Genomic DNA, 25,201 nt, shown 5'->3' on the forward strand with positions numbered 1-25,201 from the left:
CCTGTGGAATAATACTGTTCACTTATACAGTTAAATCGGCCGTGAGGCCTAACCGATTACGAGAGGACTTCAATGGACGACAACAAGAAGAAAGCCTTGGCTGCGGCCTTGGGTCAGATCGAGCGTCAGTTCGGCAAAGGCGCCGTAATGCGCATGGGCGACCACGACCGCCAGGCTATTCCTGCTATCTCCACCGGCTCTCTGGGTCTCGATATCGCACTGGGTATCGGCGGCCTGCCAAAAGGCCGGATCGTTGAAATCTACGGTCCTGAGTCGTCCGGTAAAACCACCATGACCCTGTCGGTCATCGCTGAAGCGCAAAAGATGGGCGCCACCTGTGCGTTCGTCGACGCTGAACACGCACTTGATCCTGAGTATGCAGGCAAGTTGGGCGTCAACGTTGATGACCTGCTGGTTTCGCAGCCGGATACCGGCGAGCAGGCACTGGAAATCACCGACATGCTGGTGCGCTCCAACGCCATCGACGTAATCGTCGTCGACTCCGTGGCCGCGCTGGTGCCGAAAGCTGAAATCGAAGGTGAAATGGGCGACATGCACGTCGGCCTACAGGCCCGTCTGATGTCTCAGGCACTGCGTAAAATCACCGGTAACATCAAGAACGCCAACTGCCTCGTCATCTTCATCAACCAGATCCGTATGAAGATCGGCGTCATGTTCGGTAGCCCGGAAACCACCACCGGTGGTAACGCGCTGAAGTTCTACGCATCGGTACGTCTGGACATCCGCCGCACGGGTGCTGTCAAGGATGGGGACGAAGTGGTCGGTAGTGAAACCCGCGTCAAAGTCGTGAAAAACAAGGTTTCCCCTCCGTTCCGTCAGGCTGAATTCCAGATCCTGTACGGCAAGGGTATCTATCGTAATGGTGAGATCATCGACTTGGGTGTACTGCATGGCCTGTTGGAGAAATCCGGTGCCTGGTACAGCTACCAAGGCAACAAGATCGGTCAGGGTAAGGCCAACTCGGCGAAGTTCCTGCAGGACAACCCAGAAATCGGTGCGACCCTGGAGAAGCAAATCCGCGAAAAACTGCTGAACACCTCTCCAGGTGTCAAAGCTCAATCGTCTCGTGTTGCCGAAGACGATATGGCTGAAGTCGAAGACGCTGACATCTGATCGCAGCCATGTCGGTAGTGCTTGATACGCCCGTCGCTGTACGGCGTACTGCAATGGACCTGCTCGCACGACGCGAGCACGGTCGAGTCGAGCTGACGCGCAAGCTGCGTCAGCGCGGCGCCTCCCCTGAGTTGATCGAAGCGGCTCTCGACCGTTTGACGGAAGAGGGGCTGCTGTCCGAATCCCGTTATCTTGAAAGCTTTGTTTCCTACCGCGCCCGTTCGGGCTATGGACCTTTGCGTATTCGCGAAGAACTGGGACAGCGTGGGCTGCAGCGTTCCGACATCGAGCAGGCGCTTCGCGAATGCGGTATCGACTGGCGTGAGAAACTTGAAGAGTCCTGGCAGCGCAAGTTCGGTGGGAAACTCCCCTTGGACGCCAGAGAACGTGGGCAGCAAGTGCGCTTTTTGAGCTACAGAGGATTTCCTCCGGAACTCATCAACCGGTTGCTGAGCGGCAAGGGCCGGGACGACTATTGATCTGATTCTCGCTCGATCGGTACACACCATCCTGTAGCCGTCCATCTTGCCGACGGCAGCGCAGTGTCAGCCTCGAACGTTGGCTGATACTCCGTCACTGTCGGCAAGCCGTGCTGCTATGAGGGAAGGCGTCAGATAGTTTTCAGCGGCTCTCGCCCGCGAACCTGTTGAGGCTGGACAGGTTTAGCCCAGTTTTCGCTCTGGTTGAGGTAATTGACCAAAGCTCGAAGACGCCCATGGTCCCGCCCGTTGAACTTGAACGCCAATCGGGTGAGGTGGCTGAACTGCGCTTCGTCGTATTCGTCCTGATGGCTGTACTGTTGGAAGTCCTCGCTCAGACGCAGGTCAGCGAAAGCCTGTTGCATGTGAGCCAGCGCCTCTTCGGTCAGCGCATGGTGCATACGAATGACGAAGGTGTTTTTCAGCCAGCGGCTTGAGTGGAAGTTGCTGTAGAACTGGTTGATTTCGTCAACGGCTTCATCTGCGCTGTACACCAGTTTGAGCAGGTTCATGTCGGTGGGCAGGATGTAGCGATTGTCTTCCAGTTCATGCTTGATGAAGTTCAGCGCGCCTTCCCAGAACGTGCCACCCGGCGCATCCAGCAAAACAACCGGAACCAGGGGGCTTTTGCCGGTCTGAATGAGCGTCAGCACTTCCAGTGCTTCATCCAGCGTGCCGAAACCACCGGGGCAGAGCACCAGTGCATCGGCCTCCTTGACGAAGAACAGCTTGCGAGTGAAGAAGAAATGGAAGGGCAGGAGATTGCCCGTACCATCGACGGTGGCGTTCGCGTGTTGTTCGAACGGCAGTGTGATATTGAATCCCAGGCTGTGATCCAGACCTGCACCTTCATGGGCTGCTGCCATGATGCCGCCACCGGCACCGGTAATGACCATGAGATCGGATGCTGCGAGTTTCATGCCCAGGTCTCGGGCGAGCGCGTACATGGGATGTTCAGCAGGCGTACGGGCCGATCCGAATACGGTGACTTTGCGGCGGCCTCGGAACTGTTCCAGCACGCGAAAGGCGTTGTCCAGTTCGCGCAGGGCCTGGAGCACGATCTTGGCGTTCCAGCGATTGCGATCGTCCTGAGCCATGCGCAGAACGGTGAGCATCATGTCGCGGTAGAGCGGAAGGTTTGGGCTATTGGGTGCGACGAGGGCGAGTTGTGCTTCGACCTGCTGGGTGAGGTCGAGTCCATTGCTTTGAAAGTGACGCGACAATGCGTCATTCGGTACGTAAGGCATTCAGGCTTTCTCCTTGTGCAGAATCATCGACCCTGTCCATCTCGACAGGATCACGACGCTTCATGCGTCGCTGCTCATCGCCCTTCACGGGCGCGGTACAGATACGGGATGGCAACAGGGATGCCACGCTGATTCTGCCTATGTCCTTGGTTGAAAAGAAAAAAACATTGAGCGCAACGATCGCGACAGGCAACCCCCTTTTGCCTCGAATGCATGACGAAAACATGACCATTCGTAAAGTCGATGGCTTGATGATGTGCCCGAAGCGGCAGGCTGGCAACGACTGTTTGCGTATCGCAGTGAATGTTTTTCCGCTCGTCGGCCAATCCGATTGCGTTTGCAGGCTCTGATTTACTGAAGAGTGATGGCAGGTAGACGCCATTGCGACCTGGATAGCGTCGTTGCCTTTGGAGCAGTGACCAGAAGTCATCGAGGTATGCTGTTCCCTCATGTGAGGATGGGCAGCCGATGGAGAGATGAAATGGAAATCATCAGACTGGAAGTCGATCAGGAATTGTTTCGTTCACTGACCGAGGCCGCGCGCCAACACCGTACTACGCTGGAGCAAGAATGCCTCAGGCGCCTGAGTCAGACGGGGAGACGGTCCTATTACCTTCAGGCGTTGGTGGCAGAGCTGCGCGCGGAGGATCAGCAGCGGCGCGCAGCCTCCTGATACCTGAGTTTACTTCTTCTTGACGGGCGGCTTAGCGGCACAATCGGCAGCGGTGAGTTGCTGGGTGGTGATTGGGCGGTTGGTCTTGTATTCCTTGAACTCGTAGCGCAATACCGCCCCCTTGGCCAGCAACTGGCGGAAACCCGTATTACGGCAAACGCTGGTTCCCAATTGACGGCCCATCAGCTCAGGGTTTTCGCGCATCTGCTGCGCCTGCCCAGCCTGAACACTGAGATGGTTGATCAGTACGCGACCGTCGACGGTGTAACCTTCGTCAAGGATGTCCTCGCTGATCGCGTTCGGCTTGCCGACATTGCTTTGCGCCGCGACTTTTTCCAGCTCTTTGTTCAGTTCGTAATCCGCTTTGGACGCCGCGTTGGCGCTCAGCGGAGCGACGAGCAAAAGCGTGAGGGCGGGGGCGATGAGGCGCAGCATTGGATTCTCCTGGGGCAGTGAACGTCGTTGGACCGGCAGAGGCCACGGGCGTTCACTGGTGACTGGGGCTTTAGAGGCCGTGCAGTATAAGTGAGTCACCTCGGCTGTCACCAGCGAGCCGGACACCAGAGAGACGGGCGCCTCTGGTAGACTGCGCCCACTTTTTCACTGCCGGATGTTCGTCGTGCCGCTGTTCTCCTGCTGCCCATTGCCATTATTGGGGTGCGCTTTCTTATGAGTCATGCCGTCTCGCGGTTACGTGCTGAACGACTGGCTCGCAGTACCAAACCTTTCATTGCCAGAGGCTCGCGTGCACCTCGTTGCCCGAGATGTCGGGTGATCGAAAGCTATTGTCTGTGCAAGTGGAAGCCCACGGTCGAGGCCAAATCGGCCGTGTGCCTGTTGATGTACGACACCGAGCCGCTCAAGCCCACCAATACCGGCTGGCTCATCGCTGATGTGATTCAAGACACCGAAGCCTTTGGCTGGTCGCGCACGGAGGTGGATGAGCGGCTGCCCGCGCTGCTGGACGACCCGCAGTGGCAGCCTTACATCGTGTTTCCAGGTGAGTTCGTGGCGAGTGAGCGAGTCGTGACAGAGGTTAACCTGGCGCCGGGCAAGCGACCGCTGTTCATCCTGCTTGATGCCACTTGGCCCGAAGCGCGCAAGATGTTCCGCAAAAGCCCTTACCTGGACCGCTTGCCGGTGCTCAGTCTGGAACCGGAGCAGATGTCACGCTATCGCTTGCGTCGTTCCAAGCGCGATGACCATTTTTGTACAGCGGAGGTGGCGGCTCTGTGTCTGGAACTGGCGGGTGATCAGCAAGCGGCTGAAGTGTTGGATGCATACCTGGATGTATTCAGCGCCCATTATCTGGGCGCGAAGTTTCAGTTGCTGATCGATCCGGACGATGCGCCGCACAGCTGCCTGAAGCCTTTCATTCAGCCATGCTGAGGTCGCAACCTTTGTAGGAGCTGGCGTGCTGGCGAAAGCGGTGGGTCAGTGCCTCATGAGGTGACTGATACGCACGGTTTGCCAGCAAGCCGGCTCCCACAGATTGAGGGATATCCGACAGGTATTGCTCAGGCGTGTACTTTCCTCGGCCACAACTGTGCCAACAGCATCCCGGCCATCATCAACGCGCAACCGACATACCCACGCAATTGCAGGGCCTCACCGAGAATCCACGCTCCGGCAATGGCGGCGAATACAGCCTCCAGCGACAAGATGATCGCGGCGTGGGAGGCGATCGCGTCTTTCTGTGCGACAACTTGCAACGTATACCCGATGCCGACGGCCACCACTCCACCATAAAGGAGCGCAGGGCCAGCTCCGATAATGCTTTGCAGCGTAACGGGTTCGAAAATCAACGCCAGCACCAGACTCACCACTGAGCAGGTGACGAATTGCAGGAAGGCCAGGCGAATCGGGTCGTGTCGGCTGGCGAACACGCCCACCAGAATCACGTGCCCGCCCCAGACGAAGGCGCCGATCAGTTGCAACCAGTCACCCGGCGCCACATGAAAGTTGTCGCCCACACTCAGCAGAAACATGCCCAGCACCGCCAGCAGGCAGCCCAGCCAGGTGCCCATTCCGGTTTTATGGCCGAGGAGCAGGCCCAGAAGCGGAACTACAATCACATACAGCCCGGTAATGAATCCCGAGTTGGTGACGCTGGTGAACAGCAGGCCCACCTGTTGCAGATTGATTCCCAGCGCCAGCGCGATCCCCATGACGATGCCGCCTTGCAGCAGGCCCCGTGTCAGCAGAGGCTCGGGTCGAGGGCCATTGGCAGGGCAGCGCAGGACCAGTGGCAGAAGGCAGGCCGAGCCGAGCGCAAAACGCAGTCCGGAATAAAGATAGGGGCCAATATGATCCATACCGGCGGTTTGTGCGACGAATCCACTGCCCCAGATCATGGCGGTCAGAAGCATGAGCAGGTCCGCTCGCAGGGCGCGTTTTTGCATGATGGCACTCGGAATATTCAGGGCCGCAGACTGTGCCGGAAAGCGGCAGGCTTGACCACCCCGACTTCGCTGGGCATTCTTGGCGCCGCGTGAATGCCGAACACCGCAATCTGTCTGCCTTGGACGTGATTGTTTGCGTCAGATTGACGCATCGTGAAGGCTGGTGTCTCTGGACGCCGCCGTGAGCGCCGAATCCGTCAGCGCCCACTCATCAACAGGATCATGAAATGACCTACGAAATCCTGATCGCCGATGACCATCCCTTGTTTCGCAGTGCGTTGAAGCAAGCCGTGACACTGGGTTTGGGGCCTGATGTCCGGTTGGTGGAGGCTGAGAGCATTGCCGATCTGGAAGCGCTCTTGACCGAAAAGGCAGATTGGGACCTGGTTCTGCTCGATTTGAACATGCCGGGGGCGTACGGTTTTTCAGGTTTGGTCCTGTTGCGTGGCCAGTACCCGCAGGTACCTGTCGTGATGATCTCGGCGCAGGAAGAGGCCGCGGTGGTGGTCAAGTCTCGCGAGTTCGGCGCCAGTGGTTTCATTCCAAAATCCAGTTCGATGGAAACCATTCAACAAGCGGTGCGTACGGTGCTCGACGGTGATGTCTGGTGGCCAGCGCAGGTCAACGAAAGCGTCAGTGTCTCCGCCGAGGCCAAAGCTGCCAGCGAAGGTCTGGCCAGTCTCACGCCTCAACAGTTCCGTGTTTTGACGATGGTCTGCGAAGGTTTGCTCAACAAGCAGATTGCTTACGAGCTGAATGTGTCTGAAGCCACCATCAAGGCCCACGTTACGGCGATTTTCCGCAAACTCAACGTTCGCACCCGTACCCAGGCGGCGCTGTTGCTGCAACAACTGGAATCGATTTCGCCGAGTGGATAAGCCGGATCCGGTGCTCTATCCCCGTAATCGGCGGTCGTTCTTCACACTTTTTTGACCGCCGCTGAACTAGCCTCCAACGTCTTCATTTATCAGTAGTTTCTTCTATGACGTCGCCCTTCAAAGGCCAGACTGGCCTCAAACGTATTCTCAACGCTTCTGGTTACTCGATCGATGGCTTGAAGGCTGCCTTCAAAGGCGAAGCGGCTTTTCGTCAATTGGTGTTGCTCAACGTCATCCTGATCCCGCTGTCGTTCCTGTTTCATGTCAGTCGCGGCGAGCGGGCGATCCTTATCGCGGTCTGCCTGCTAGCGCTGATCGTCGAGCTGCTGAACTCGGCCATTGAGGCAGCGATTGACCGGATTTCGCTGGATCGCCATCCGCTGTCCAAGAACGCCAAGGACATGGGGAGTGCGGCCCAGTTCGTGGCGTTGAGCATGATTGCGGTGGTGTGGGCGCTGATTCTGCTGGGCTAGTGCTTTCGCCGCCGAGGTGGCTTCCACACTGATCGTACCGAATCGAAATCTCGTTTTCGACATCGAACCTGTGGGAGACGGCCGGGCGGCGCTCCGCTTGCTGGCGAATGCGTTGATCCTGAGATGAACGATCAGGCGATGTTGGGCAGCACGATCTCGTCACTGCGGCGCACACCCGCTGTCAGCGAACGGCACAGGTCGAGAAATTCGCGAATGGCGTTGGTCTGGTACTTCTGTTTGTGCCAGATAAAATAGAACTGCCGCACCAGATCCAGCTCCGGGGTTTCCACGGCCACCAGGCTGCCGCGTCGAAAGGCATCCCGCAGCGCCAGCCGGGATATGCAGCCAATCCCCAGTCCGGATTCCACGGCTCGTTTGATGGCCTCGGTGTGCTCGAGCTCCAGGCGCACGTTCAGGCTGTTGAGGTGGTGGCGCATGGCCTGATCGAACGTCAATCGCGTGCCTGACCCTTGCTCTCGAAGAATCCAGGCTTCCCGCGTCAGTTCCTCCAGGGTTGCTTGCCCGCGTTTGGCCAACGGGTGTTGGGGGGCGCAGAACACCACCAGTTCGTCTTCCACCCAGGTTTGCACTTCAATGTCCGGATGCCCGCAATCGCCTTCGATCAGGCCTAGGTCGATTTCGTAATGCGCGACCTGCTGAACGATGTTGGCGGTATTTTGCACATGCAGTTTCACGTGGCTTTCCGGATGACGCTGCATGAAATTACCGATCAGCAGCGTTGCCAGATAATTGCCGATGGTCAGCGTGGCGCCGACCGCCAGCGAGCCAAACCCGGATTTGCCATTGAGCAGGTCTTCGATTTCCTTGGCCTGATCGAGCAGGGCCACGGCTTGCGGCAGCAGTTGGCGACCGGTCGCGTTCAGACTCAGTCGTTTGCCCGCACGGTCAAACAACTGGCAGCTCGATTGCCGCTCAAGCTCAGTAAGTGAGGTGCTGGCTGCCGATTGCGACAGCGACAGCTGCACGGCGGCCCGGGAAACGCTTTCCTGTTGGGCGACGGCGACAAATACCTGCAACTGACGAAGTGTGAATCGCATATCTATATAACCGATAACCCATATCTTGATAATTCAGTTAACAGATATTGTGTCTGCCACTAGAATATCGCGCAATGGCGCTTTCACTGGCGCATGCAAATTTTCAGGAGTTCCCACGTACCATGAGCAACATGAATCACGAGCGTGTCCTCAGCGTTCATCACTGGAACGACACCCTCTTCAGTTTCAAGTGCACCCGTGATCCAGGTCTGCGCTTCGAGAACGGTCAGTTCGTCATGATCGGTCTGCAGCAGCCAAACGGGCGCCCGCTCATGCGTGCCTACTCCATCGCCAGCCCGAACTGGGAAGAGCATCTGGAATTCTTCAGCATCAAGGTGCCAGACGGCCCGCTGACGTCTCAGTTGCAGCACTTGAAGGAAGGCGACGAGATCATCATCAGCAAGAAGCCTACCGGCACGTTGGTGCTGGACGACCTCAAGCCTGGCAAACACCTGTACCTGCTGAGCACCGGCACTGGCCTGGCGCCATTCATGAGCGTCATTCAGGACCCTGAAACCTATGAGCGATTCGAAAAGGTCATCCTGTGCCACGGCGTGCGTTATGTGAACGAAGTCGCCTACCGCGAGTTCATCACCGAGCACCTGCCGCAGAACGAGTTCTTCGGCGAAGCGCTGCGCGACAAGCTGATCTACTACCCGACCGTTACCCGCGAGCCGTTCGAAAACGAGGGCCGTCTGACCGACCTGATGCGCAGCGGCAAGCTGTTCAGCGACATCGGTCTGCCACCGATCAACCCGCAGGACGACCGCGCCATGCTGTGCGGCAGCCCAAGCATGCTCGACGAAACCAGTGAAGTGCTGAACAGCTTCGGCCTGACCGTTTCGCCACGCATGCGCGAGCCAGGTGATTACCTGATCGAGCGCGCCTTCGTCGAGAAGTAAGCCTGATCGGCTTGCACGGATGTGCAGGCCAGAGATCCGACCCCATCGTGGATGAAATCCTCGCGCAGTCACTGTGCGAGCAGGTTCGTCCGCGATCGAGTCAGTACAGGCACTGGTTATTCGGTGTCTGAAAAAAACCGCCTGGAGGTCACGGACCAGGCGGTTTTTTTATGGCCGCCATTCACCTGCCCGGTAGCGCCAAATTCCGGCCGTTGTGGCACACTTCGCGGCTAAAACAGCAACGCATTACAAATACCCGTCTCCCGCCAGCGGGGGATTTTTATCGTTGCATTGGTACTGTCGTTCCATAAACAGCCAGCACCGTGCTTGCGCAGGCGTTTTGTCTGCTGCCATCCAAAAAGAGAGGAACGACCGTGTACGACGTCGTGATCAGTGGCACAGGGCTTTTCACCCCGGCCAACAGCATTTCCAACGATGAGCTGGTGAATTCGTTCAACACCTACGTCGCGCAGTTCAACGCCGACAACGCTGCCGCCATCGAGGCCGGCGAAGTTCAGGCGTTGACCGAATCCAGCGCTGCTTTCATCGAAAAGGCCAGCGGCATCAAAAGCCGCTTCGTCATGGACAAGGATGGCATCCTCGACCCGCAACGCATGAAGCCTCGCCTGCCGGAACGCTCGAACGACGAGTGGTCGATTCTGTGCGAAATGGGTGTCGCCGCCGCGAAGCACGCGTTGGAACGCGCTGGCAAAACTGCTGCCGACATCGATGGCGTGATCGTCGCCTGCTCCAATCTACAGCGTGCGTACCCCGCAATCTCTATCGAGATTCAAGCGGCGCTGGGCGTTCAGGGCTTCGGGTTCGACATGAACGTGGCGTGCTCGTCGGCCACGTTCGGGATTCAGACGGCTTACAACAGCGTCAAACTGGGCCAGGCCCGAGCGTTGCTGGTGATCAGCCCGGAAATCTGCACCGCCCATCTGAACTTCCGTGACCGCGACAGCCATTTCATTTTTGGCGATGCGGCGACGGCGGTCGTCGTCGAGCGTGCTGATCTGGCGACCTCCGAGCACCAGTTCGACATCGTAAGCACCAAGCTTCTGACCAGCTTCTCCAACAACATCCGCAACAACTTCGGCTTTCTGAATCGCGCTGCCGAAGAGGGCGAGGGCAAGCCGGACAAGCTGTTCGTTCAGGAAGGCCGCAAAGTATTCCGCGAAGTCTGCCCGATGGTGGCTGAGCTGGTCGGCACCCACTTGGGGGAAAACAGCCTCAATGCCAGCGATGTGAAACGTTTCTGGCTGCATCAGGCCAACCTCAGCATGAACCACCTGATCGTGAAAAAGTTGCTCGACCGTGATGCGACTGTGGAAGAGGCCCCGGTGATTCTCGACAGTTACGCCAACACCAGTTCGGCGGGGTCGGTGATCGCGTTTCACAAGTACCAGGATGATTTGCCCAGCGGCGCGTTGGGTGTGCTCAGCTCGTTTGGGGCCGGGTATTCGATTGGTAGCGTGATTTTGCGTAAGAAGTAACCCGACAGACGCCTCACTCCTACAGTGGTTTTGTGTTCGGTGTGAATCTGTTTTGGTGTTGGAAATAAAAACAGCCTGGGCTGCCCTGTCGGAACGGATGATGGGGATCCGACAGAGCGACACCAGGCTGTGAGAGTCGCTTCAAGCCCTGAGGGAGCGCTCAGGACTTGAAGCTTTTAACGTGAAGCTTGGGGCGGTGCTCCTTAGAACTTGGCATTCACGTCCAGTTGCAGGGTGTTCGCGTCTTCGTCGCGCGGTGCGCCGGAGTAAGCGAAGTCTGCTTTGGTCAGGAAGTAAGTCGCGCCGAGGGTGAAGTTCTTGTCGACATCATAGGTCACGCTCAGCTTATGGCCGCGCGAACCGGTAGTGCCGTTGGCGAAGTCGGAGTCGGTGAACGCGCCCACCACTGCGTTACGCTGAGTATCGCGGTAGTTGTAGTCCAGACCAAAACCGAGCACTTTGGTTTTTACACCGGCCAACCATGCAGTGTCCTGGTTGCTGTCGGTAGCGCTGTTGACCACGTACTGGCCGTAGAGGCCCAGCGGAACTGCCAGACCGGTGAAGTCCAGTTGGCCGAAGCCTTCATACAGGCGGAAGTCATTGGTGTTGTTACCGTTGATGCCCAGGCCACAGAACGTGGTGCTGGTGCTGGCAGCGGCCGGGTTACAGTCGTTGGAGTTCGAGTATTGGTAGACGGAACCACCAACGGTCAGTTTCGCCGCGTCGGCGATACCGATACGTGTACCCAACTGAGCAGCGTTCAGGCGCAGGTCATTCTTGAACTGGGTGCCGTCACCGCTGATGTTGTCTTTGAGGGTGTAGGTACCCGCGCTACCGAACAGCTCGAAGCCCTTGCTCACTGGCAGGCTGTAAGTGGCGGCCAGACCTTCCGGGTTGATGTCGGCGTCCCAGATGACGTCGCCTTCGCTGACCCACGGCTGAGGCATCTTGCCGCCGATCAGGTGCAGGTTCTTGACCGCGTCCGGGTGGAAGTCGATGTAGCCCTGATCCAGCCACAGGTCTTTCTTGGTGAAGTAGTCGTTCTGGTCGACGTTGGTAGAGTTGGCCTTGTTATCGCCGCCAGTGGCGATACGGATACCGGTGCTGACTTGCGGGGTCACGTCGGTATAGGCGCCCAGGCGGACACGGATACGCTGACGGTTTTTATCCTGGCTGTTGTTCTGATCGTCGATCTTGACGGTTTCCTGACGAACGCGAACGTCACCTTTGAACTGGGTCTTGGCAGCCCAGGCCACTTTCTGTTCGAACGCCGACAGTTCAGAGGACTTGGCGGTGGCAGCAGCGATCTGGTCGGCCTGTGCCTTCTGAGCTTGTGCTTGAGCCTGTTGATCCTTGGCCAGTTCGGTTTGCAGTTCGGTGTATTGAGCCTGCGAAATCGAACCGTTGGCCTTGAGCATGTCGAGCAGTTTCGCGTCGACTGCGGCGCTGGCCGGAACACTGGCGGCCAGCAGCAAACCACCACACAGGGCTGCCGCAGTTTTCGTGGAAGCAAGACGCATATCAATCTCCGTAGATGAGAGGGATGACAAAGCCATCCAGGGAACAACCGACCGTTTGATGGACGGAAAAAATTCAGGTTTTAGGAACGTGGGGTTCTAAAAACAGGCGCCAGTATCACGATCGTTTATGACAGGGAGATGGCTAGGTGATGGCATGTCGATGACATCTATATGATTTGCGGAACCCGCGGGCTAGAGCGTTTTCCCGCAAATTTCATGTGCAAATGTTCTCAATAGGTGATACTGCGCAAACGTTGGCGGGTAGGGGGAGAGGTCGATGTCGTTGCATCGTTTGGACAGGTTGTCGGATCTGGCGGCCGCAGAATGGGACGCGTTGATTCCCAGTGATTCGCCTTTCCTGCGTCATGCGTTCCTTAGCTCGCTGGAAGACAGCGGCAGCCTCGGGCCACGTTCCGGCTGGCGCGCCGAACACCTGCTGCACTACGAAAATGACCGCTTGATCGCGGCGCTGCCGACCTACCGAAAATGGCATTCCTACGGCGAGTACGTGTTCGATCACGGCTGGGCCGATGCCTGCCGCCGCGCGGGTATTGCCTATTACCCCAAGCTTCTGGTGGCCGTGCCCTTCAGCCCGGTCAGCGGGCCGCGTTTGTTGGCGAAGACCCCGGAAGAGGGGCGTGAGCTGATCGCGTGTCTACCCGGTTATGCCGAGGCAGAGGGGCTCTCAAGCGTGCACGTCAATTTCACCGATCCGGTGATTGACGCGTTGCTCGCCGAGCAGCCGGGCTGGTTACAACGCATCGGCTGTCAGTATCACTGGCAAAATCGCAACTACCGCGACTTTCAGGATTTCCTCGACGCTCTCAGTTCTCGCAAGCGCAAACAAATGCGCAAGGAGCGCGAGCAAGTGGCGAGGCAGGGCTTTGAGTTCGAATGGTTGGAAGGTCATGCACTGAGCGAGGCGCATTGGGATTTCGTCTACGCCTGCTATTCGAACACCTACGAGATACGCGGGCAGGCGCCGTACCTCACTCGCGAATTTTTCAGCCTGGTGGCCGAGCGCATGCCCGAGGCGATTCGCGTGGTGTTGGCCAGGCAGGGCGCACGGCCGGTGGCGATGGCTTTCAGTCTGATCGGTGGAGGCAGTTTCTACGGGCGTTACTGGGGCTGCCTGGCCGAGTTCGACCGGCTGCATTTCGAGACGTGTTTTTATCAAGGGCTGGATTACGCCATCGCTCATGGCATTCAGCGTTTCGATGCGGGAGCGCAGGGTGAACACAAGCTGATTCGCGGCTTCGAGCCGGTGATCACCCACTCTTGGCACTACTTGGCGCACCCTGGCTTGCGTGAGGCGGTGACGGATTTTCTGGCGCAGGAGCGGGCGGGGATTCTGGCCTACGCCGAAGAGGCGCGCAGAGCACTGCCGTATCGGCAGGGGGAGTGAAACCGAGCGTCATCTGTACACGGAACAACTGTGGGAGTGAGCCTGCTCACGAGAGGCCGGTACATCCGCTACATCTCTAGCGTTTTAAATGCCTTCTCGTGAGCAAGCTCACTCCCACAGGTTCTGCGTTGTTACAGCGATTGCGGCGCGAGCGGGAAATCCTCGACGCCCACAAACCCTCCGGTCTGATGCGCCCACAGCCGCGCATACAGCCCTTTATGCGCCAGCAGCTCGGCATGGGTGCCGCTCTCGGCAATACGTCCGCCTTCAAGCACGATCAGCCGGTCCATGCGCGCAATGGTCGAGAGCCGGTGGGCAATGGCAATGACGGTCTTGCCCTGCATCAGCGTTTCCAGGCTTTCCTGAATCGCCGCCTCCACTTCCGAGTCCAGCGCTGACGTCGCCTCGTCCATGATCAGGATTGGCGCGTCCTTGAGCAGCACTCGGGTGATCGCGATCCGCTGCCGTTGACCGCCCGACAGCTTCACCCCACGCTCGCCCACGTGAGCGTCCAGCCCTGTGCGGCCTTCGGAGTCCGACAGCAGCGGAATGAACTCATCGGCCCGTGCCTTGCGCATGGCCTCCCACAACTCAGCGTCCGTCGCGTTGGGCTTGCCGTACAGCAAGTTGTCGCGGATCGAGCGATGCAGCAGCGAAGTGTCTTGGGTAATCATGCCGATGTGCGAACGCAGGCTTTCCTGAGCGACGTGGGCGATGTCTTGATCGTCGATGGTGATGCGACCGCCTTGTACGTCGTACAAACGCAGCAGCAGGTTCACCAGCGTCGATTTACCCGCCCCGGAAGGCCCGATCAGGCCAATCTTCTCACCCGGTTTGATGTCCAGATTCAGGTTGTGAATCACGCCCTTGTTCTTGGCGTACTGGAAACTCAGGTGCTCAAATTTCACCTCGCCACGGCTCACGTTCAGCTTCGGCGCGTTGTCGAGATCGGTGACGCCGACCGGTTGCGAGATGCTCTGCAAGCCGTCCTGCACCATGCCGATGTTTTCGAAGATGCCGTTGACCACCCACATGATCCAGCCCGACATGTTGACGATGCGGATCACCAGACCGGTCGCCAGAGCAATCGCGCCCACCGAGATGACCGACTGACTCCACAGCCACAGCGCCAGCCCCGTGGTCCACACGATCAGGATGCCGTTGAGCGTGGTGATCACGGTGTCCATTTCGGTGATCACGCGACCGGCCAGTTGAGTCTTCTCGGTCTGTTCGCTGATCGCCTCGCGGGCGTACTGTTGTTCGGAACTGGTGTGGGCGAACAGCTTGAGCGTGGTGATGTTGGTGTAGCCATCGACGATGCGGCCCATCAGCTTGGAGCGTGCATCCGAGGACACCACTGAGCGCGCCTTGACCCGGGGCACGAAGTACCACAGCGCCAGGGCGAAACCGGCGATCCAGCTCAACAGCGGGATCATCAGGTGCCAGTCGGCTTCGGCGAAGAGCACCAGCGCGCCGATCGAGTAAATCAGCACGTGCCACATGGCGTCCACGGTTTGCACGGCCGAATCGCGCAGTGCGTTACCGGTCTGCACGATGCGCTGGGCGATGCGTCCGGCGAAGTCACTCTGGAAGAAGTTCACGCTCTGCTTGAGCACGTAGGTGTGGTTCTGCCAGTTGATCAGGCTGGTCATGCCGGGGCTGATCGTCTGGTGCACGAGCAGGTCGTGCAGGCCGACGAAAATCGGGCGCAGGACCAATGCGACGATCACCATCCACGTCAGCTCGAAGGCGTGATCACTGAAGAAATTCGGGTTCGGCGCGCCTTGCGCCAGGTCGATGATGCGGCTCAGGTAGCTGAACAGCGACACCTCGATCAGCGCGCCGATCAGGCCGACCACCAGCAGGGCGAGAAAACTCGGCCAGACTTGCTTGAGGTAATACACGTAAAATGCGACGACCTGATTGGGCGGCGCGTCGGTCGGTGCTTCGCGGAAAATGTCGATCAGCTTTTCAAAACGACGATAGAGCATTGGCTATGACGCCCACGCTTGAGCGGGCTCTCCTTGCTGATGGGCTGTTGTGCGAACTTCTTTGCACGATGCTACGCGCATCCCCGGATCAGACCACAGGTGGCCCCGATTGCTCAGGTTTTTTCATGTGATCTGTCCCCCATAAACGAAAAAGCCGGGCGCGTGCCCGGCTTTCGTGCACTTCAGACAGCTTAGTTCACGCGCTTGGCCGACTTGATGTAAATCGGGTCCAGCGGCACGTTCTGCATGCCTTTTACGTTACCAGTCTGGACATTGACAATCTGATCCACCACGTCCATGCCTTTGACGACCTTGCCGAACACCGCGTAGCCATAATCGCGAACACCGTGGTCGAGCATGCTGTTGTCCACCACGTTGATGAAGAACTGGCTGGTGGCCGAGTTCACATCCGAGGTGCGTGCCATGGCGATGGTCCCGCGCACGTTATGCAGGCCGTTGTCCGCTTCGTTCTTGATCGGGTCGTTGGTTGGCTTCTGCACCATCTGGGCGGTGAAGCCGCCGCCCTGGACCATGAAGCCCGGAATCACACGGTGGAAAATGGTGTTGGAGTAGAAGTTGCTGTCCACGTACTTGAGGAAGTTCGCGGTGCTGACGGGCGCCTTGTCCTGGTTCAGCTCGATTTCAACCTGACCGAAGCTGGTGTCCAGCACAACGTGGGGCGCCGGAGCGGCCATCAGGTTGGAAGCGAACAGTACAGCGGCGGCAGAGAGGGCGATTTTTTTCAGCATGGGGCAGTGGTCCTGAATGATTGTTCAACTGCAAACGTTGGCAAGGGAAGCACGTTTGCGGGGATTTTGACAGGGGTGGGTGAGTTCGACGCGATCTTTGAGGTGGGTGGAGATGCCTTGGTGTGGGCAATCATTGTGGGAGCCGGCTTGCTGGCGAATGGGGTATGTCATTCAACATTTATGTTTCAGGCCCGACGCCTTCGCCAGCAAACCGGCTCCCACAATGATTGCGTCAACGGGTCGAAAGGAATGCCATGAGAACGCGATTGAATTCCTCTGGCTGATCCAGCGGCGTGGCATGCCGCGAGTCGGCAATCACCACCATCCGGGCATTCGGAATCAGCCGCGTATAGGCCTCCTTGAGCGCTACCGGCGTGTAATCGCGATCCGCCGTCACGATCAGCGTCGGGCACTGGATGCGCGAGAGTTTTTCCTGCACGCCCCAACCGACAATCGCGCTGAAACTGGCCAGGTACGCACGTTTTTCGTTCTGTGCCCAACGCTTGGCAATCTTTTCCCGCAAATCGGCCTGTCCGGGCTTGGGGAACAGGTTCTTGCCCAGTGCCTTGCCGATGGCTTGCATGCTGAACACCCGCGCCAGTAGCCAGCGCTTGGCGAATTGCTTCACATCATCAAACCCTTTGATTTTCACCTCGGGGGCGCTATTGACGATGGTCAGGCTTCTCAGCAGTTGCGGATGATCGACCGCCAGTTGGAAGCCGATCATCCCGCCCATCGACAGCCCCACAACATGCACCGGGCCGGGTTGCAGATGATCGAGGAGGGCTTCGATATCGGCGCTGAAACCGGCAATGCTGTAGCGTTCACGGGGCTTGTCGGAGCGCCCGTGGCCCCGGACATCGACGGCAATCACTCGGTAGTGCGCAGCCAGTGTCGGGATTTGATATTCCCAGTCCCGGCAGCTCGATCCCAGGCCATGAACCAGTAGCACGGGATCGCCGCGGCCGTATTCTTCGTAGTGCAGAGCGCAGCCGTCGTGTTCGAAGTAGGGCATGAGAAATACGTCCTTTGTCGAGATCAAACCACCGGCTGTGGCGCAGCGAACGGCGCATCCAGCGGCGCGGTGTCGAAGCTCTGGATCAACTCGATCAGAATCTGCGTGGCAGGCCCAAGTGGTTTTTCCTTGCTGGCGTAAAGATAGAAGGTCGGGTTGCGGCTGCCACCTTTATCCAGCGGCAAAGGCTTCAACACGCCTTCGCGAATTTCGCGTTCGATCATGTGCCGAGGCAGCCAGGCGAAACCCAGCCCGCTGCTGACGAACTTTGCGGCTGTGGCCAGGCTACCCACGGTCCAGCGTTGTTCGGCGCCCAGCCAGCCGACGTCGCGGGGCTGATTGCGCCCGGAGTCACGAATCACCACCTGCAATTGGCTTTCCAGATCCTGAAAGGTCAACTCGCGCTGCATCTGATGCAGTGCGTGATCGGGGTGAGCGACGGCCACGAACTCGACGCTGCTCATCTCGGTACCCAGATAACCCGGGATGTTGAAGCCGCTGATGGCCAGGTCTGCCACGCCTTCGAGCAACACCTCTTCGACACCGGATAGCACTTCCTCACGCAGCCTCACGCGACAACCCCGGCTTTGCGGCATGAAGGCCGTCAGTGCGCGCACCAGTCGAGCGTTGGGGTAGGCAGCGTCCACCACCAGTCGTACTTCCGCTTCCCAGCCCTGTTCCATGTGGTGGGCCAGGTCTTCCAGTTGGCTGGCGTTTTTCACTAACTGTCGTGAGCGACGCAGCAGCACTTCCCCGGCGTCGGTCAGCACCGCCTTGCGTCCGTCGATGCGCAGCAGCGGCACGCCCAATTGATCCTGCATTCTGGCCACGGTGTAGCTCACCGAGGACTGCGAACGGTGCAAGGCTTCGGCCGCCTGGGCAAAGCCGCCATGATCGACCACGGCTTGCAGCGTGCGCCATTGATCAAGGGTCACGCGGGGCGCTTTCATCTCTCGTTCCTTCTGTCCTAAGCTGGCAGTCTTTATTGGAGACTGCCGCATGAAAAAAATCTGTTGTGTGCTGCTGACGATGTTGCCCTTGAGTGCCTTTGCTTACCCAATCGATGTGGAGAAGCACATCAACGGCGTGCAAATCGACTACAACAGCCACGACACGGCCTACGACATCGGCAACATCACGGTGAACAACTACGGCGATGTTCCGGCCAAGTGCTCGGCGGTCTTCAGCAACGGCCCTGAGGCCCCAAAAACACGGCGAGTGCAGATTGCGCCGAAAAGCAGCGCCAACGTTACCGTCAAATTCAGCCGCGAAATTGTCAAATTGCGCATCAAATTGACTTGCGATCCGCAATAAGCGCCAGCGGCCATGGCGAGAGAGCCTAAAGGTCTCTCGCCAACAAAACAAATAATTAGATATTTAGTAGCAGTTTTTTACGCTTTTTTATCGAATAAATCACCACTAACCTTCACTCCATCGAATTCACACACCCATTCAATTCGCTGGAGGCCACACCCCATGTCTCGCGTACTCATCATCGAAAGCAGTGCTCGTCAGCAAGATTCCGTTTCCCGTCAACTGACTCAGCAGTTCATCAGTCAATGGCGCGCCGCGCACCCGGCGGACGAAATCACCGTCCGCGACCTGGCCGTCAAACAGGTGCCTCACCTGGATATCGAGCTTCTGGGTGGCTGGATGAAGCCTCAGGATCAACGCAGCGCCACTGAGCAAGCGGCTCTGGAACGCTCCAACGAACTGACGGATGAACTGATCGCCGCAGACGTCGTGGTCCTGGCAGCGCCCATGTACAACTTCGCGATTCCGAGCACGCTCAAGTCCTGGTTCGATCATGTACTGCGCGCAGGCGTGACCTTCAAGTACGGTGAGGCCGGCCCTCAAGGTTTGCTGACCGGCAAGCGCGCCTACGTCTTGACCGCTCGCGGCGGCATTTATGCCGGTAGCACGCTGGATCATCAGGAACCGTATCTGCGTCAGGTACTGGGCTTCGTTGGCATTCACGATGTCACGTTCATTCACGCTGAAGGCCTGAACATGGGCGGTGACTTCTCCGAGAAGGGCCTGAACCAAGCCGTCGCCAAACTGGCTCAAGTGGCCTGAGGGGGTAACGCTTAATCGTCTGTTAATGCCTGCGAGGGATGCTCTTCATCGTTCATCGACTCTCCTTTGGTACTCGAACCGCTCCTGAGTACATCGCCCGATCCACCCGCATGATAGCGCTGGGTGATCGGGTTTTTTATTGCCCGGCCGGTATTCCTCCAGGAACGGTGTGATGCTTGAAGGACGGGGCGCTAAGCGGCTAAGGTCGCGGCCTTCGAAAAAGGGGCGACTATGGCTTATCTATTGTTTGTCACGTTGATCCAGGCATTTTCCTTCAGCCTGATCGGCGTATATCTGGCAGGGCACGTCGACAGCTACTTCGCTGTGCTGATTCGCGTGGTACTGGCCGGGCTGGTGTTCATCCCTCTGACCCGCTGGCGTCAGGTGGAACCGACCTTTATGCGCGGCATGCTGTTGATCGGCGCGTTGCAATTCGGTGTGACCTACGTCTGTTTGTATTTGAGTTTTCGCGTGCTCTCGGTCCCGGAAGTGCTGCTATTCACCATCCTCACGCCGCTTCATGTGACGCTGATCGAAGACGCTTTCAATCGTCGTTTCAATGCATGGGGCCTGCTGGCCGCCATCGTTGCGGTGCTGGGCGCCGTGATCATTCGTTACGACCGCGTTGATGCCAATTTCCTCGGCGGCTTCCTGCTGCTGCAACTGGCCAACTTCACCTACGCCGCCGGTCAGGTGCTGTACAAGCATCTGGTGGCGCGCCATCCGAGCGATCTGCCGCACTATCGACGTTTCGGCTACTTCTACCTCGGCGCATTGGCCGTGGCGTTGCCTGCATTCCTGCTGTTTGGCAACGCGCAGCATTTGCCGGACGCACCGCAACAGTGGGTCGTGTTGCTGTTTCTGGGCCTGTGTTCGACCGCGTTGGGCATGTATTGGTGGAACAAGGGCGCGTGCCTGGTCAATGGCGGGACCTTGGCGGTGATGAATAACCTGCATGTGCCAGTCGGGTTGCTGATCAATCTGTTGATCTGGGGGCAGAACGAGGACCTGGCGAAGCTGTTTTTTGGCGGTTTAGTGATCGTTTCCTCGGTGTGGATCAGTCGTCGGGGCCTCCATCAACGCTTGGCAAATCCTTGAAAGTGTCGGTCTAGACGCTCCGGTGCCCGACATCATTGGAGTTGATGTTCGATATCTGTATGCGTGGTTTTTCATGTTGGGGTCAACCGAATACATTGGCCCCAACGAAACGAATTAAACCGCTTACAGCGAAACTCAACTTAAGAAGTTATTCACTTACCGGAGATTCAGATCATGAAAAAATCCATCGCATTCGGCTTTGCACTTTCGATCCTGGCAGCAGGTTCTGCTTTCGCCAGCCCTGAGAAAACTTACCAGCGGGCTATCGTAGATGCTTCCAGCACCACCGTTCTGGACAGCAAAGTGGCCAGCAAAGATGCCGTCAAACCCTTTGATACCAAGGCTTCCAGCACTGTGATCGTCGCTGAAAACCGCAAAGAGTTCGGTTCGAGCTATCAGCGTTACTGAGTCAAGCTACACCGTTCAGCTCCACCTGAACGCACTTTAAAAGCCCGGCGGATGCCGGGTTTTTTATTGGGCGGGTGTTTATTGAATTCACGGAAACTATTGGGTCAATAGTGAAGTTGCTATTATCAGCTCACTTGATGTTTGGCATGAATAACGATGCTTTTTAATGGTGAGTCTGTCCGAATAAATTGGCTTCAACACAACGATTCATCCCAACTTACCGGAGAGAACATCATGAAAAAATCAATCGTCCTTGGCTTCGCACTTTCAGTTCTGGCGGCCACATCTGCCTTCGCCAGCCCACAGACCATCAGCGTCGGCCAGACTGTCTACCTTGCACCGACCTACATTCACGCCACCGCCATCGACACCAAAGTCGCTGACAAATCCAGCGCCAAAACCGTCGCCAGCCAGTCGACCAGCACCGTGATCGTCGCTGAAAACCGCAGCGAATTCGGCTCGCAGTACCAGCGCTACTGATTGCCGACACTCGGCAGTGAAATCAAAAGCCCGGCGGATGCCGGGCTTTTTGTTAATCGAACTTTTTCTGCCTCACTCATACCGCCAGCACATCCCGAAACACGTCAGGGCGCAGTGCGGCGATATGCAGTAATGATCGTGCGGCGCCTGACGGCGTTCGGCGACCTTGTTCCCACTCCTGTAGCGTTCTCACTGACACCCCTAGCAGTTCTGCGAATCGAGGCTGAGACAGACCTGTCTTGCTCCGTGCTTCCGCCGCCTCAGTCATAGGGATTGAATGAACTGCGCCGTGTCTACCCGCTTTTACGTCGCGAATGGCTTCCAGCAATTCGTCCCCGATATTACGTTTGGCGTCGCGTTCCATCAGTTCTTTTTCAGTCAGGGGCATGATTGAACTCCTTGGCGATCTTGCGCAGCACATGCGCAGGGATATTTTCAGTGGCACCTTTGCCGTAAATGAGCAACGCAACCAAAGCTCCGTTCGCCAACTGAGCAGTGTAGATCACCCGCACAGCGCCGCTTTTGCCTCTTCCATCTGTGTTCCAGCGAATCTTGCGGCAGCCATCGGATCCCGGCACCACTGCCCCCGCATCGGGATTAGCGGCGAGGTAGGCGATGAACTCGCCTTTTTCCAATTCCGTCCAGTAGTCGGGCCAGAGTTTGGAGAATAAGGGCGACTCGATGACAGTGAGCAGGTTTGGAGTGTACGTCTTTGACGTAGACTTTTGCAATTTCTCGTTTTTTTGAACGCGCTGATTTGGCTCAGACTTCCTCACTCACCGCATCCCCAAACCCACCCGCATATCCGACCCGCTCGGCTGTTGATACAAACTCAACCCGAACTCCGGCAGCACTGCCAGCAGGTAATCGAAAATGTCCCCCTGAATCCGCTCGTAATCCGCCCAACTGGTGGTGCGAGTGAAGCAGTAGATTTCCAGCGGCACGCCCTGAGCGGTGGCTTCCATCTGGCGGACCATGCAGGTCATGTCTGAATGAATGTCGGGGTGGCTCTTCAGGTAGGCCAACGCGTAGGCGCGGAAGGTGCCGATGTTGGTGATGCGGCGGCGGTTGGCGGACAACTCGGCGACATTGCCTTGTGCTTCATTCCAGGCTTTCAGCTCGGCTTTCTTGCGGCCCATGTAATCGGTGAGCAGGCGCACTTGGGTCAACTTTTGCTCCTCGGCATCGGCGACGAAACGCACGCCGCTGGCGTCGATGAACAGGCTACGTTTGATGCGACGACCACCCGCCTGCTGCATGCCGCGCCAGTTCTTGAACGACTCGGACATCAGGCGCCAGGTGGGGATCGAGACAATCGTCTTGTCGAAATTCTGCACTTTGACGGTGTGTAAGGTGATGTCCACCACGTCGCCATCGGCCCCGACTTGCGGCATTTCGATCCAGTCGCCCACACGCAGCATGTCGTTGCTGGTCAGTTGTACGCTGGCGACGAACGACAGCAGGGTGTCCTTGTAGACCAATAGAATCACCGCCGACATCGCGCCAAGTCCCGACAGCAGCAACAGCGGAGAACGGTCGATCAGGGTGGCGACGATGATGATCGCGGCGAACACGTAGAGGATCATCTTCGCCAGTTGCACATAGCCCTTGATCGAGCGGGTACGAGCATGTTCAGTGCGTGCGTAGAGATCCAGCAAGGCGTTGAGCAGAGCGCCGACGGTCAGCATCAGAAACAGAATGGTGAGCGCCAGTGCGATGTTGCCCAGCACATGGGCAGTGGTGGCGCTGAGGTCGGGCACCAGATTCAGGCCGAACTGGATGACCAGCGACGGCGTGACCTGCGCCAATCGATGAAAAACCTTGTTGTGAAGGAAGTCGTTGAGCCAGAACAGCGCAGGCTGGCGCCCCAGCGCCTTCATGGCGTACAGAATCACGAAACGCATCAGACGACCCAATGCGAGCGCTGCGACCAACAACATCAGCAGGCCCAAGCCGGTGCGCAGCATGGGCTGGTGTTCGAGCACGTCCCAGAGTGCCTGAATGCGCAGCCAGAGTGATGAAGTGTCCATGGACGCAAGTTCTCCTGCAGAAAAAAGGCGCGATTAAATCATTGATGAGCGCAACAGTGCTGCAAAGGGCAAATCCGGAAACAAAATGCCCCCGTTGAGCTAAAGAAACTCGGCGAAAGCCGCTTAAACCGGTAACCTATGCGACTGTTTTTTTGCACACCGCCGAGGTAACACCCGTGTTCTCCCAATTCGCCCTGCACGAACGCCTGCTCAAAGCCGTGGCCGAACTCAATTTCGTCGAGCCTACGCCTGTGCAAACAGCGGCCATTCCGCTGGCGCTGGAGGGGCGTGACCTGCGGGTGACGGCGCAAACCGGCAGCGGCAAGACTGCCGCATTTGTATTGCCGATGCTCAATCGTCTGATTGGCCCGGCCAAAGTCCGTGTCGACATTCGTGCAGTCATCCTGTTGCCGACCCGTGAGCTGGCCCAGCAGACCCTCAAGGAAGTCGAGCGGTTTTCGCAGTTCACCTTCATCAAGGCCGGTCTGATCACGGGCGGCGAAGATTTCAAGGTACAGGCCGCCATGCTGCGCAAGGTGCCGGACATCCTGATCGGTACGCCGGGCCGCCTGCTGGAGCACCTGAATGCGGGCAACCTGGACCTCAAGGAAGTCGAACTGCTGGTCCTCGACGAAGCCGACCGCATGCTGGACATGGGCTTTGCCGAAGACGTCGAGCGTCTGGCCAATGAATGCGCCAACCGTCAGCAGACGTTGCTGTTCTCGGCGACCACCGGAGGTTCGGGCCTGCGCGAGATGATCGCCAAGGTGCTGAAAGATCCGCAGCATTTGCAGGTCAACCACGTCAGTGAACTGGCCGAGGGCGTTCGTCAGCAGATCGTGACCGCCGACCACAACGTGCACAAAGAGCAGATCCTGCACTGGCTGTTAGCCAACGAGACCTATCAGAAGGCGATCATTTTCACCAACACCCGCGCCATGGCGGACCGCATTTACGGTCGTCTGGTGGCGCTGGAGTACAAAACCTTCGTACTCCACGGCGAAAAGGACCAGAAAGACCGCAAACTGGCGATCGACCGTCTGAAGCAGGGCGCGGTGAAGATTCTGGTGGCCACCGACGTGGCGGCCCGTGGGCTGGACGTCGAAGGTCTGGACATGGTCATCAACTTCGACATGCCGCGTACCGGTGACGATTATGTTCACCGCATCGGCCGTACCGGTCGTGCAGGCGCTGAAGGGCTGGCGGTGTCGCTGATCACCCACGGCGACTGGAACCTGATGTCGAGCATCGAGCGCTACCTGAAGCAGAAGTTTGAGCGTCGCACCATCAAGGAAGTGAAAGGCAGCTACACGGGGCCGAAAAAGGTCAAGGCTTCCGGCAAGGCAGCGGGCACCAAGAAGAAAAAAACCGACGGCAAGAGCGACAAGAAAAAAGCGCTCGCCAAGGCACCGACCAAACGCAAGTCGACCAACCGCCCGAAAGCCGAGTCGCTGGTGAGCCAGGACGGTATGGCGCCGCTGAAGAAGCGTGTGGTGCGCCCGCCGGTTTCTGAGTAAGCCTGAAGTGCTGTGATGCCCCCCTGTGGGAGCGAATTTATTCGCGAGACGTCGGTTCAGTCGATAGAAATGTGTCGTCTGATAAACCGTATCGCGAATGAGTTCGCTCCCACAGCGCGATCTTCATCCCCCTCCTGTTTCTCCCCGGCCACAACCGCTCAGCGAATCCG

General features: G+C 57.9%; 28 protein-coding genes. 15 read left to right on the forward strand and 13 right to left on the reverse strand.

All coding sequences use genetic code 11. The annotated features are described in order from the left end of the window. The first annotated feature begins 72 nt into the window (after positions 1-72). The gene (gene recA / locus ACI2KB_RS23360) at positions 73-1,134 is read left to right on the forward strand and encodes a recombinase RecA (protein WP_404638420.1); all 1,062 of its coding nucleotides are present in this window, start codon (positions 73-75) and stop codon (positions 1,132-1,134) included. Between the two features lie 8 nt (positions 1,135-1,142). Next, positions 1,143-1,613, forward strand: a complete 471-nt coding sequence (recX, locus tag ACI2KB_RS23365) for a recombination regulator RecX (RefSeq protein WP_404638422.1) — start codon at positions 1,143-1,145, stop codon at positions 1,611-1,613. A gap of 131 nt (positions 1,614-1,744) precedes the next feature. Here recX and ACI2KB_RS23370 read toward each other — a convergent pair whose 3' ends face one another. After that, on the reverse strand, positions 1,745-2,860 hold the full coding sequence (locus tag ACI2KB_RS23370; protein WP_404638424.1) for an LOG family protein: 1,116 nt from the start codon (positions 2,858-2,860) through the stop codon (positions 1,745-1,747). Further along, positions 2,841-3,290, reverse strand: coding sequence for a hypothetical protein (locus ACI2KB_RS23375; protein WP_404638426.1), 450 nt, complete (start codon positions 3,288-3,290; stop codon positions 2,841-2,843). The genes ACI2KB_RS23370 and ACI2KB_RS23375 overlap by 20 nt, the downstream gene beginning before the upstream one ends. A 51-nt stretch (positions 3,291-3,341) precedes the next feature. On the opposite strand from ACI2KB_RS23375, the gene ACI2KB_RS23380 reads away from it, so the two are divergent. After that, complete coding sequence (locus ACI2KB_RS23380) at positions 3,342-3,533, forward strand: hypothetical protein (protein ID WP_404638428.1); 192 nt, start codon at positions 3,342-3,344, stop codon at positions 3,531-3,533. Positions 3,534-3,542: 9 nt separating this feature from the next. Here ACI2KB_RS23380 and ACI2KB_RS23385 read toward each other — a convergent pair whose 3' ends face one another. Further along, positions 3,543-3,968: a PA3611 family quorum-sensing-regulated virulence factor gene (locus tag ACI2KB_RS23385; RefSeq protein ID WP_404638430.1), complete on the reverse strand. Its 426-nt coding sequence runs from the start codon at positions 3,966-3,968 to the stop codon at positions 3,543-3,545. A 234-nt stretch (positions 3,969-4,202) separates the two neighbouring features. On the opposite strand from ACI2KB_RS23385, the gene ACI2KB_RS23390 reads away from it, so the two are divergent. Beyond that, positions 4,203-4,922 carry a tRNA-uridine aminocarboxypropyltransferase gene (locus ACI2KB_RS23390; protein WP_404638432.1) on the forward strand — a complete coding sequence of 240 codons (720 nt, stop codon included), beginning with the start codon at positions 4,203-4,205 and terminating at the stop codon, positions 4,920-4,922. Positions 4,923-5,050: 128 nt separating this feature from the next. On the opposite strand, the gene ACI2KB_RS23395 is transcribed toward ACI2KB_RS23390, so the two are convergent. After that, positions 5,051-5,935: a DMT family transporter gene (locus ACI2KB_RS23395; RefSeq protein WP_404638434.1), complete on the reverse strand. Its 885-nt coding sequence runs from the start codon at positions 5,933-5,935 to the stop codon at positions 5,051-5,053. Positions 5,936-6,162: 227 nt separating this feature from the next. Here ACI2KB_RS23395 and erdR point away from each other — a divergent pair, with 227 nt between their 5' ends. Beyond that, complete coding sequence (gene erdR, locus ACI2KB_RS23400) at positions 6,163-6,813, forward strand: response regulator transcription factor ErdR (protein ID WP_404638436.1); 651 nt, start codon at positions 6,163-6,165, stop codon at positions 6,811-6,813. A 104-nt stretch (positions 6,814-6,917) separates the two neighbouring features. Further along, positions 6,918-7,286 carry a diacylglycerol kinase gene (locus tag ACI2KB_RS23405; RefSeq protein WP_404638438.1) on the forward strand — a complete coding sequence of 123 codons (369 nt, stop codon included), beginning with the start codon at positions 6,918-6,920 and terminating at the stop codon, positions 7,284-7,286. 131 nt (positions 7,287-7,417) lie between these two features. On the opposite strand, the gene ACI2KB_RS23410 is transcribed toward ACI2KB_RS23405, so the two are convergent. Further along, positions 7,418-8,344 (reverse strand): LysR family transcriptional regulator, encoded by a 927-nt coding sequence (locus ACI2KB_RS23410; protein ID WP_404638440.1) that lies wholly within the window; start codon positions 8,342-8,344, stop codon positions 7,418-7,420. A 122-nt stretch (positions 8,345-8,466) separates the two neighbouring features. On the opposite strand from ACI2KB_RS23410, the gene fpr reads away from it, so the two are divergent. Both fpr and ACI2KB_RS23420 read left to right on the forward strand, forming a co-directional pair. After that, the gene (gene fpr / locus ACI2KB_RS23415) at positions 8,467-9,246 is read left to right on the forward strand and encodes a ferredoxin-NADP reductase (protein WP_002554680.1); all 780 of its coding nucleotides are present in this window, start codon (positions 8,467-8,469) and stop codon (positions 9,244-9,246) included. 374 nt (positions 9,247-9,620) lie between these two features. Further along, the gene (locus ACI2KB_RS23420) at positions 9,621-10,742 is read left to right on the forward strand and encodes a beta-ketoacyl-ACP synthase III (protein WP_404638443.1); all 1,122 of its coding nucleotides are present in this window, start codon (positions 9,621-9,623) and stop codon (positions 10,740-10,742) included. A 203-nt stretch (positions 10,743-10,945) separates the two neighbouring features. Here the strand turns inward: ACI2KB_RS23420 and ACI2KB_RS23425 are convergent, their stop codons facing one another. Then, on the reverse strand, positions 10,946-12,262 hold the full coding sequence (locus tag ACI2KB_RS23425; RefSeq protein WP_404638445.1) for a putative porin: 1,317 nt from the start codon (positions 12,260-12,262) through the stop codon (positions 10,946-10,948). 277 nt (positions 12,263-12,539) lie between these two features. Here ACI2KB_RS23425 and ACI2KB_RS23430 point away from each other — a divergent pair, with 277 nt between their 5' ends. Further along, positions 12,540-13,667, forward strand: coding sequence for a GNAT family N-acetyltransferase (locus ACI2KB_RS23430; RefSeq protein ID WP_404638447.1), 1,128 nt, complete (start codon positions 12,540-12,542; stop codon positions 13,665-13,667). A 131-nt stretch (positions 13,668-13,798) separates the two neighbouring features. Here ACI2KB_RS23430 and ACI2KB_RS23435 read toward each other — a convergent pair whose 3' ends face one another. The 4 genes from ACI2KB_RS23435 to ACI2KB_RS23450 all read right to left on the reverse strand — a co-directional run bounded on the left by ACI2KB_RS23435 (position 13,799) and on the right by ACI2KB_RS23450 (position 18,372). Next, positions 13,799-15,658 (reverse strand): ABC transporter ATP-binding protein, encoded by a 1,860-nt coding sequence (locus ACI2KB_RS23435; RefSeq protein ID WP_404638449.1) that lies wholly within the window; start codon positions 15,656-15,658, stop codon positions 13,799-13,801. 191 nt (positions 15,659-15,849) lie between these two features. Next, positions 15,850-16,407 (reverse strand): peptidylprolyl isomerase, encoded by a 558-nt coding sequence (locus ACI2KB_RS23440; RefSeq protein ID WP_404638451.1) that lies wholly within the window; start codon positions 16,405-16,407, stop codon positions 15,850-15,852. Between the two features lie 232 nt (positions 16,408-16,639). After that, entirely contained in the window at positions 16,640-17,422 is a 783-nt protein-coding gene (locus tag ACI2KB_RS23445; protein WP_404638453.1) for an alpha/beta fold hydrolase, read from the reverse strand. 23 nt (positions 17,423-17,445) lie between these two features. Next, positions 17,446-18,372 carry a LysR family transcriptional regulator gene (locus ACI2KB_RS23450; protein WP_404638455.1) on the reverse strand — a complete coding sequence of 309 codons (927 nt, stop codon included), beginning with the start codon at positions 18,370-18,372 and terminating at the stop codon, positions 17,446-17,448. Between the two features lie 49 nt (positions 18,373-18,421). On the opposite strand from ACI2KB_RS23450, the gene ACI2KB_RS23455 reads away from it, so the two are divergent. The 5 genes from ACI2KB_RS23455 (at position 18,422) to ACI2KB_RS23475 (ending at position 21,484) form a co-directional block, all read left to right on the forward strand. Next, positions 18,422-18,736 (forward strand): 3-phosphoglycerate kinase, encoded by a 315-nt coding sequence (locus tag ACI2KB_RS23455; protein ID WP_404638457.1) that lies wholly within the window; start codon positions 18,422-18,424, stop codon positions 18,734-18,736. A 162-nt stretch (positions 18,737-18,898) separates the two neighbouring features. Next, entirely contained in the window at positions 18,899-19,498 is a 600-nt protein-coding gene (locus ACI2KB_RS23460; RefSeq protein WP_404638459.1) for an FMN-dependent NADH-azoreductase, read from the forward strand. A 231-nt stretch (positions 19,499-19,729) separates the two neighbouring features. Beyond that, on the forward strand, positions 19,730-20,596 hold the full coding sequence (locus tag ACI2KB_RS23465; protein ID WP_404638461.1) for a carboxylate/amino acid/amine transporter: 867 nt from the start codon (positions 19,730-19,732) through the stop codon (positions 20,594-20,596). Between the two features lie 174 nt (positions 20,597-20,770). Then, the gene (locus ACI2KB_RS23470) at positions 20,771-21,004 is read left to right on the forward strand and encodes a hypothetical protein (RefSeq protein ID WP_404638463.1); all 234 of its coding nucleotides are present in this window, start codon (positions 20,771-20,773) and stop codon (positions 21,002-21,004) included. Between the two features lie 234 nt (positions 21,005-21,238). Next, on the forward strand, positions 21,239-21,484 hold the full coding sequence (locus tag ACI2KB_RS23475; protein ID WP_404638465.1) for a hypothetical protein: 246 nt from the start codon (positions 21,239-21,241) through the stop codon (positions 21,482-21,484). Between the two features lie 76 nt (positions 21,485-21,560). On the opposite strand, the gene ACI2KB_RS23480 is transcribed toward ACI2KB_RS23475, so the two are convergent. From ACI2KB_RS23480 to ACI2KB_RS23490, 3 genes are read right to left on the reverse strand one after another with little or no spacing between them, the layout of a single operon-like run. Next, positions 21,561-21,872, reverse strand: a complete 312-nt coding sequence (locus ACI2KB_RS23480; protein WP_404638467.1) for a helix-turn-helix domain-containing protein — start codon at positions 21,870-21,872, stop codon at positions 21,561-21,563. After that, the gene (locus ACI2KB_RS23485) at positions 21,859-22,260 is read right to left on the reverse strand and encodes a transcriptional regulator (RefSeq protein ID WP_404638469.1); all 402 of its coding nucleotides are present in this window, start codon (positions 22,258-22,260) and stop codon (positions 21,859-21,861) included. The genes ACI2KB_RS23480 and ACI2KB_RS23485 overlap by 14 nt, the downstream gene beginning before the upstream one ends. Next, on the reverse strand, positions 22,261-23,514 hold the full coding sequence (locus ACI2KB_RS23490; RefSeq protein WP_404638471.1) for a mechanosensitive ion channel family protein: 1,254 nt from the start codon (positions 23,512-23,514) through the stop codon (positions 22,261-22,263). 176 nt (positions 23,515-23,690) lie between these two features. Between ACI2KB_RS23490 and ACI2KB_RS23495 the strand changes: the two genes are divergently transcribed. After that, positions 23,691-25,031, forward strand: a complete 1,341-nt coding sequence (locus ACI2KB_RS23495; protein ID WP_404638473.1) for a DEAD/DEAH box helicase — start codon at positions 23,691-23,693, stop codon at positions 25,029-25,031. Positions 25,032-25,201 lie beyond the last annotated feature (170 nt).

This window comes from Pseudomonas sp. NPDC088444, assembly GCF_044900175.1.
Classification (GTDB): Bacteria; Pseudomonadota; Gammaproteobacteria; order Pseudomonadales; family Pseudomonadaceae; genus Aquipseudomonas.

Coding starts and splice junctions, on each gene's coding strand:
- ACI2KB_RS23430 (WP_404638447.1), top strand. CDS start 12,540: ATGTCGTTGCATCGTTTGGACAGGTTGTCGGATCTGGCGGCCGCAGAA.
- ACI2KB_RS23380 (WP_404638428.1), top strand. CDS start 3,342: ATGGAAATCATCAGACTGGAAGTCGATCAGGAATTGTTTCGTTCACTG.
- ACI2KB_RS23390 (WP_404638432.1), top strand. CDS start 4,203: ATGAGTCATGCCGTCTCGCGGTTACGTGCTGAACGACTGGCTCGCAGT.
- ACI2KB_RS23425 (WP_404638445.1), bottom strand. CDS start 12,262: ATGCGTCTTGCTTCCACGAAAACTGCGGCAGCCCTGTGTGGTGGTTTG.
- ACI2KB_RS23435 (WP_404638449.1), bottom strand. CDS start 15,658: ATGCTCTATCGTCGTTTTGAAAAGCTGATCGACATTTTCCGCGAAGCA.
- fpr (WP_002554680.1), top strand. CDS start 8,467: ATGAGCAACATGAATCACGAGCGTGTCCTCAGCGTTCATCACTGGAAC.
- ACI2KB_RS23475 (WP_404638465.1), top strand. CDS start 21,239: ATGAAAAAATCAATCGTCCTTGGCTTCGCACTTTCAGTTCTGGCGGCC.
- ACI2KB_RS23460 (WP_404638459.1), top strand. CDS start 18,899: ATGTCTCGCGTACTCATCATCGAAAGCAGTGCTCGTCAGCAAGATTCC.
- ACI2KB_RS23455 (WP_404638457.1), top strand. CDS start 18,422: ATGAAAAAAATCTGTTGTGTGCTGCTGACGATGTTGCCCTTGAGTGCC.
- ACI2KB_RS23480 (WP_404638467.1), bottom strand. CDS start 21,872: ATGCCCCTGACTGAAAAAGAACTGATGGAACGCGACGCCAAACGTAAT.
- recX (WP_404638422.1), top strand. CDS start 1,143: ATGTCGGTAGTGCTTGATACGCCCGTCGCTGTACGGCGTACTGCAATG.
- ACI2KB_RS23375 (WP_404638426.1), bottom strand. CDS start 3,290: ATGACTTCTGGTCACTGCTCCAAAGGCAACGACGCTATCCAGGTCGCA.
- ACI2KB_RS23395 (WP_404638434.1), bottom strand. CDS start 5,935: ATGCAAAAACGCGCCCTGCGAGCGGACCTGCTCATGCTTCTGACCGCC.
- ACI2KB_RS23490 (WP_404638471.1), bottom strand. CDS start 23,514: ATGGACACTTCATCACTCTGGCTGCGCATTCAGGCACTCTGGGACGTG.
- recA (WP_404638420.1), top strand. CDS start 73: ATGGACGACAACAAGAAGAAAGCCTTGGCTGCGGCCTTGGGTCAGATC.
- ACI2KB_RS23445 (WP_404638453.1), bottom strand. CDS start 17,422: ATGCCCTACTTCGAACACGACGGCTGCGCTCTGCACTACGAAGAATAC.
- ACI2KB_RS23405 (WP_404638438.1), top strand. CDS start 6,918: ATGACGTCGCCCTTCAAAGGCCAGACTGGCCTCAAACGTATTCTCAAC.
- ACI2KB_RS23440 (WP_404638451.1), bottom strand. CDS start 16,407: ATGCTGAAAAAAATCGCCCTCTCTGCCGCCGCTGTACTGTTCGCTTCC.
- ACI2KB_RS23385 (WP_404638430.1), bottom strand. CDS start 3,968: ATGCTGCGCCTCATCGCCCCCGCCCTCACGCTTTTGCTCGTCGCTCCG.
- erdR (WP_404638436.1), top strand. CDS start 6,163: ATGACCTACGAAATCCTGATCGCCGATGACCATCCCTTGTTTCGCAGT.
- ACI2KB_RS23410 (WP_404638440.1), bottom strand. CDS start 8,344: ATGCGATTCACACTTCGTCAGTTGCAGGTATTTGTCGCCGTCGCCCAA.
- ACI2KB_RS23470 (WP_404638463.1), top strand. CDS start 20,771: ATGAAAAAATCCATCGCATTCGGCTTTGCACTTTCGATCCTGGCAGCA.
- ACI2KB_RS23450 (WP_404638455.1), bottom strand. CDS start 18,372: ATGAAAGCGCCCCGCGTGACCCTTGATCAATGGCGCACGCTGCAAGCC.
- ACI2KB_RS23370 (WP_404638424.1), bottom strand. CDS start 2,860: ATGCCTTACGTACCGAATGACGCATTGTCGCGTCACTTTCAAAGCAAT.
- ACI2KB_RS23465 (WP_404638461.1), top strand. CDS start 19,730: ATGGCTTATCTATTGTTTGTCACGTTGATCCAGGCATTTTCCTTCAGC.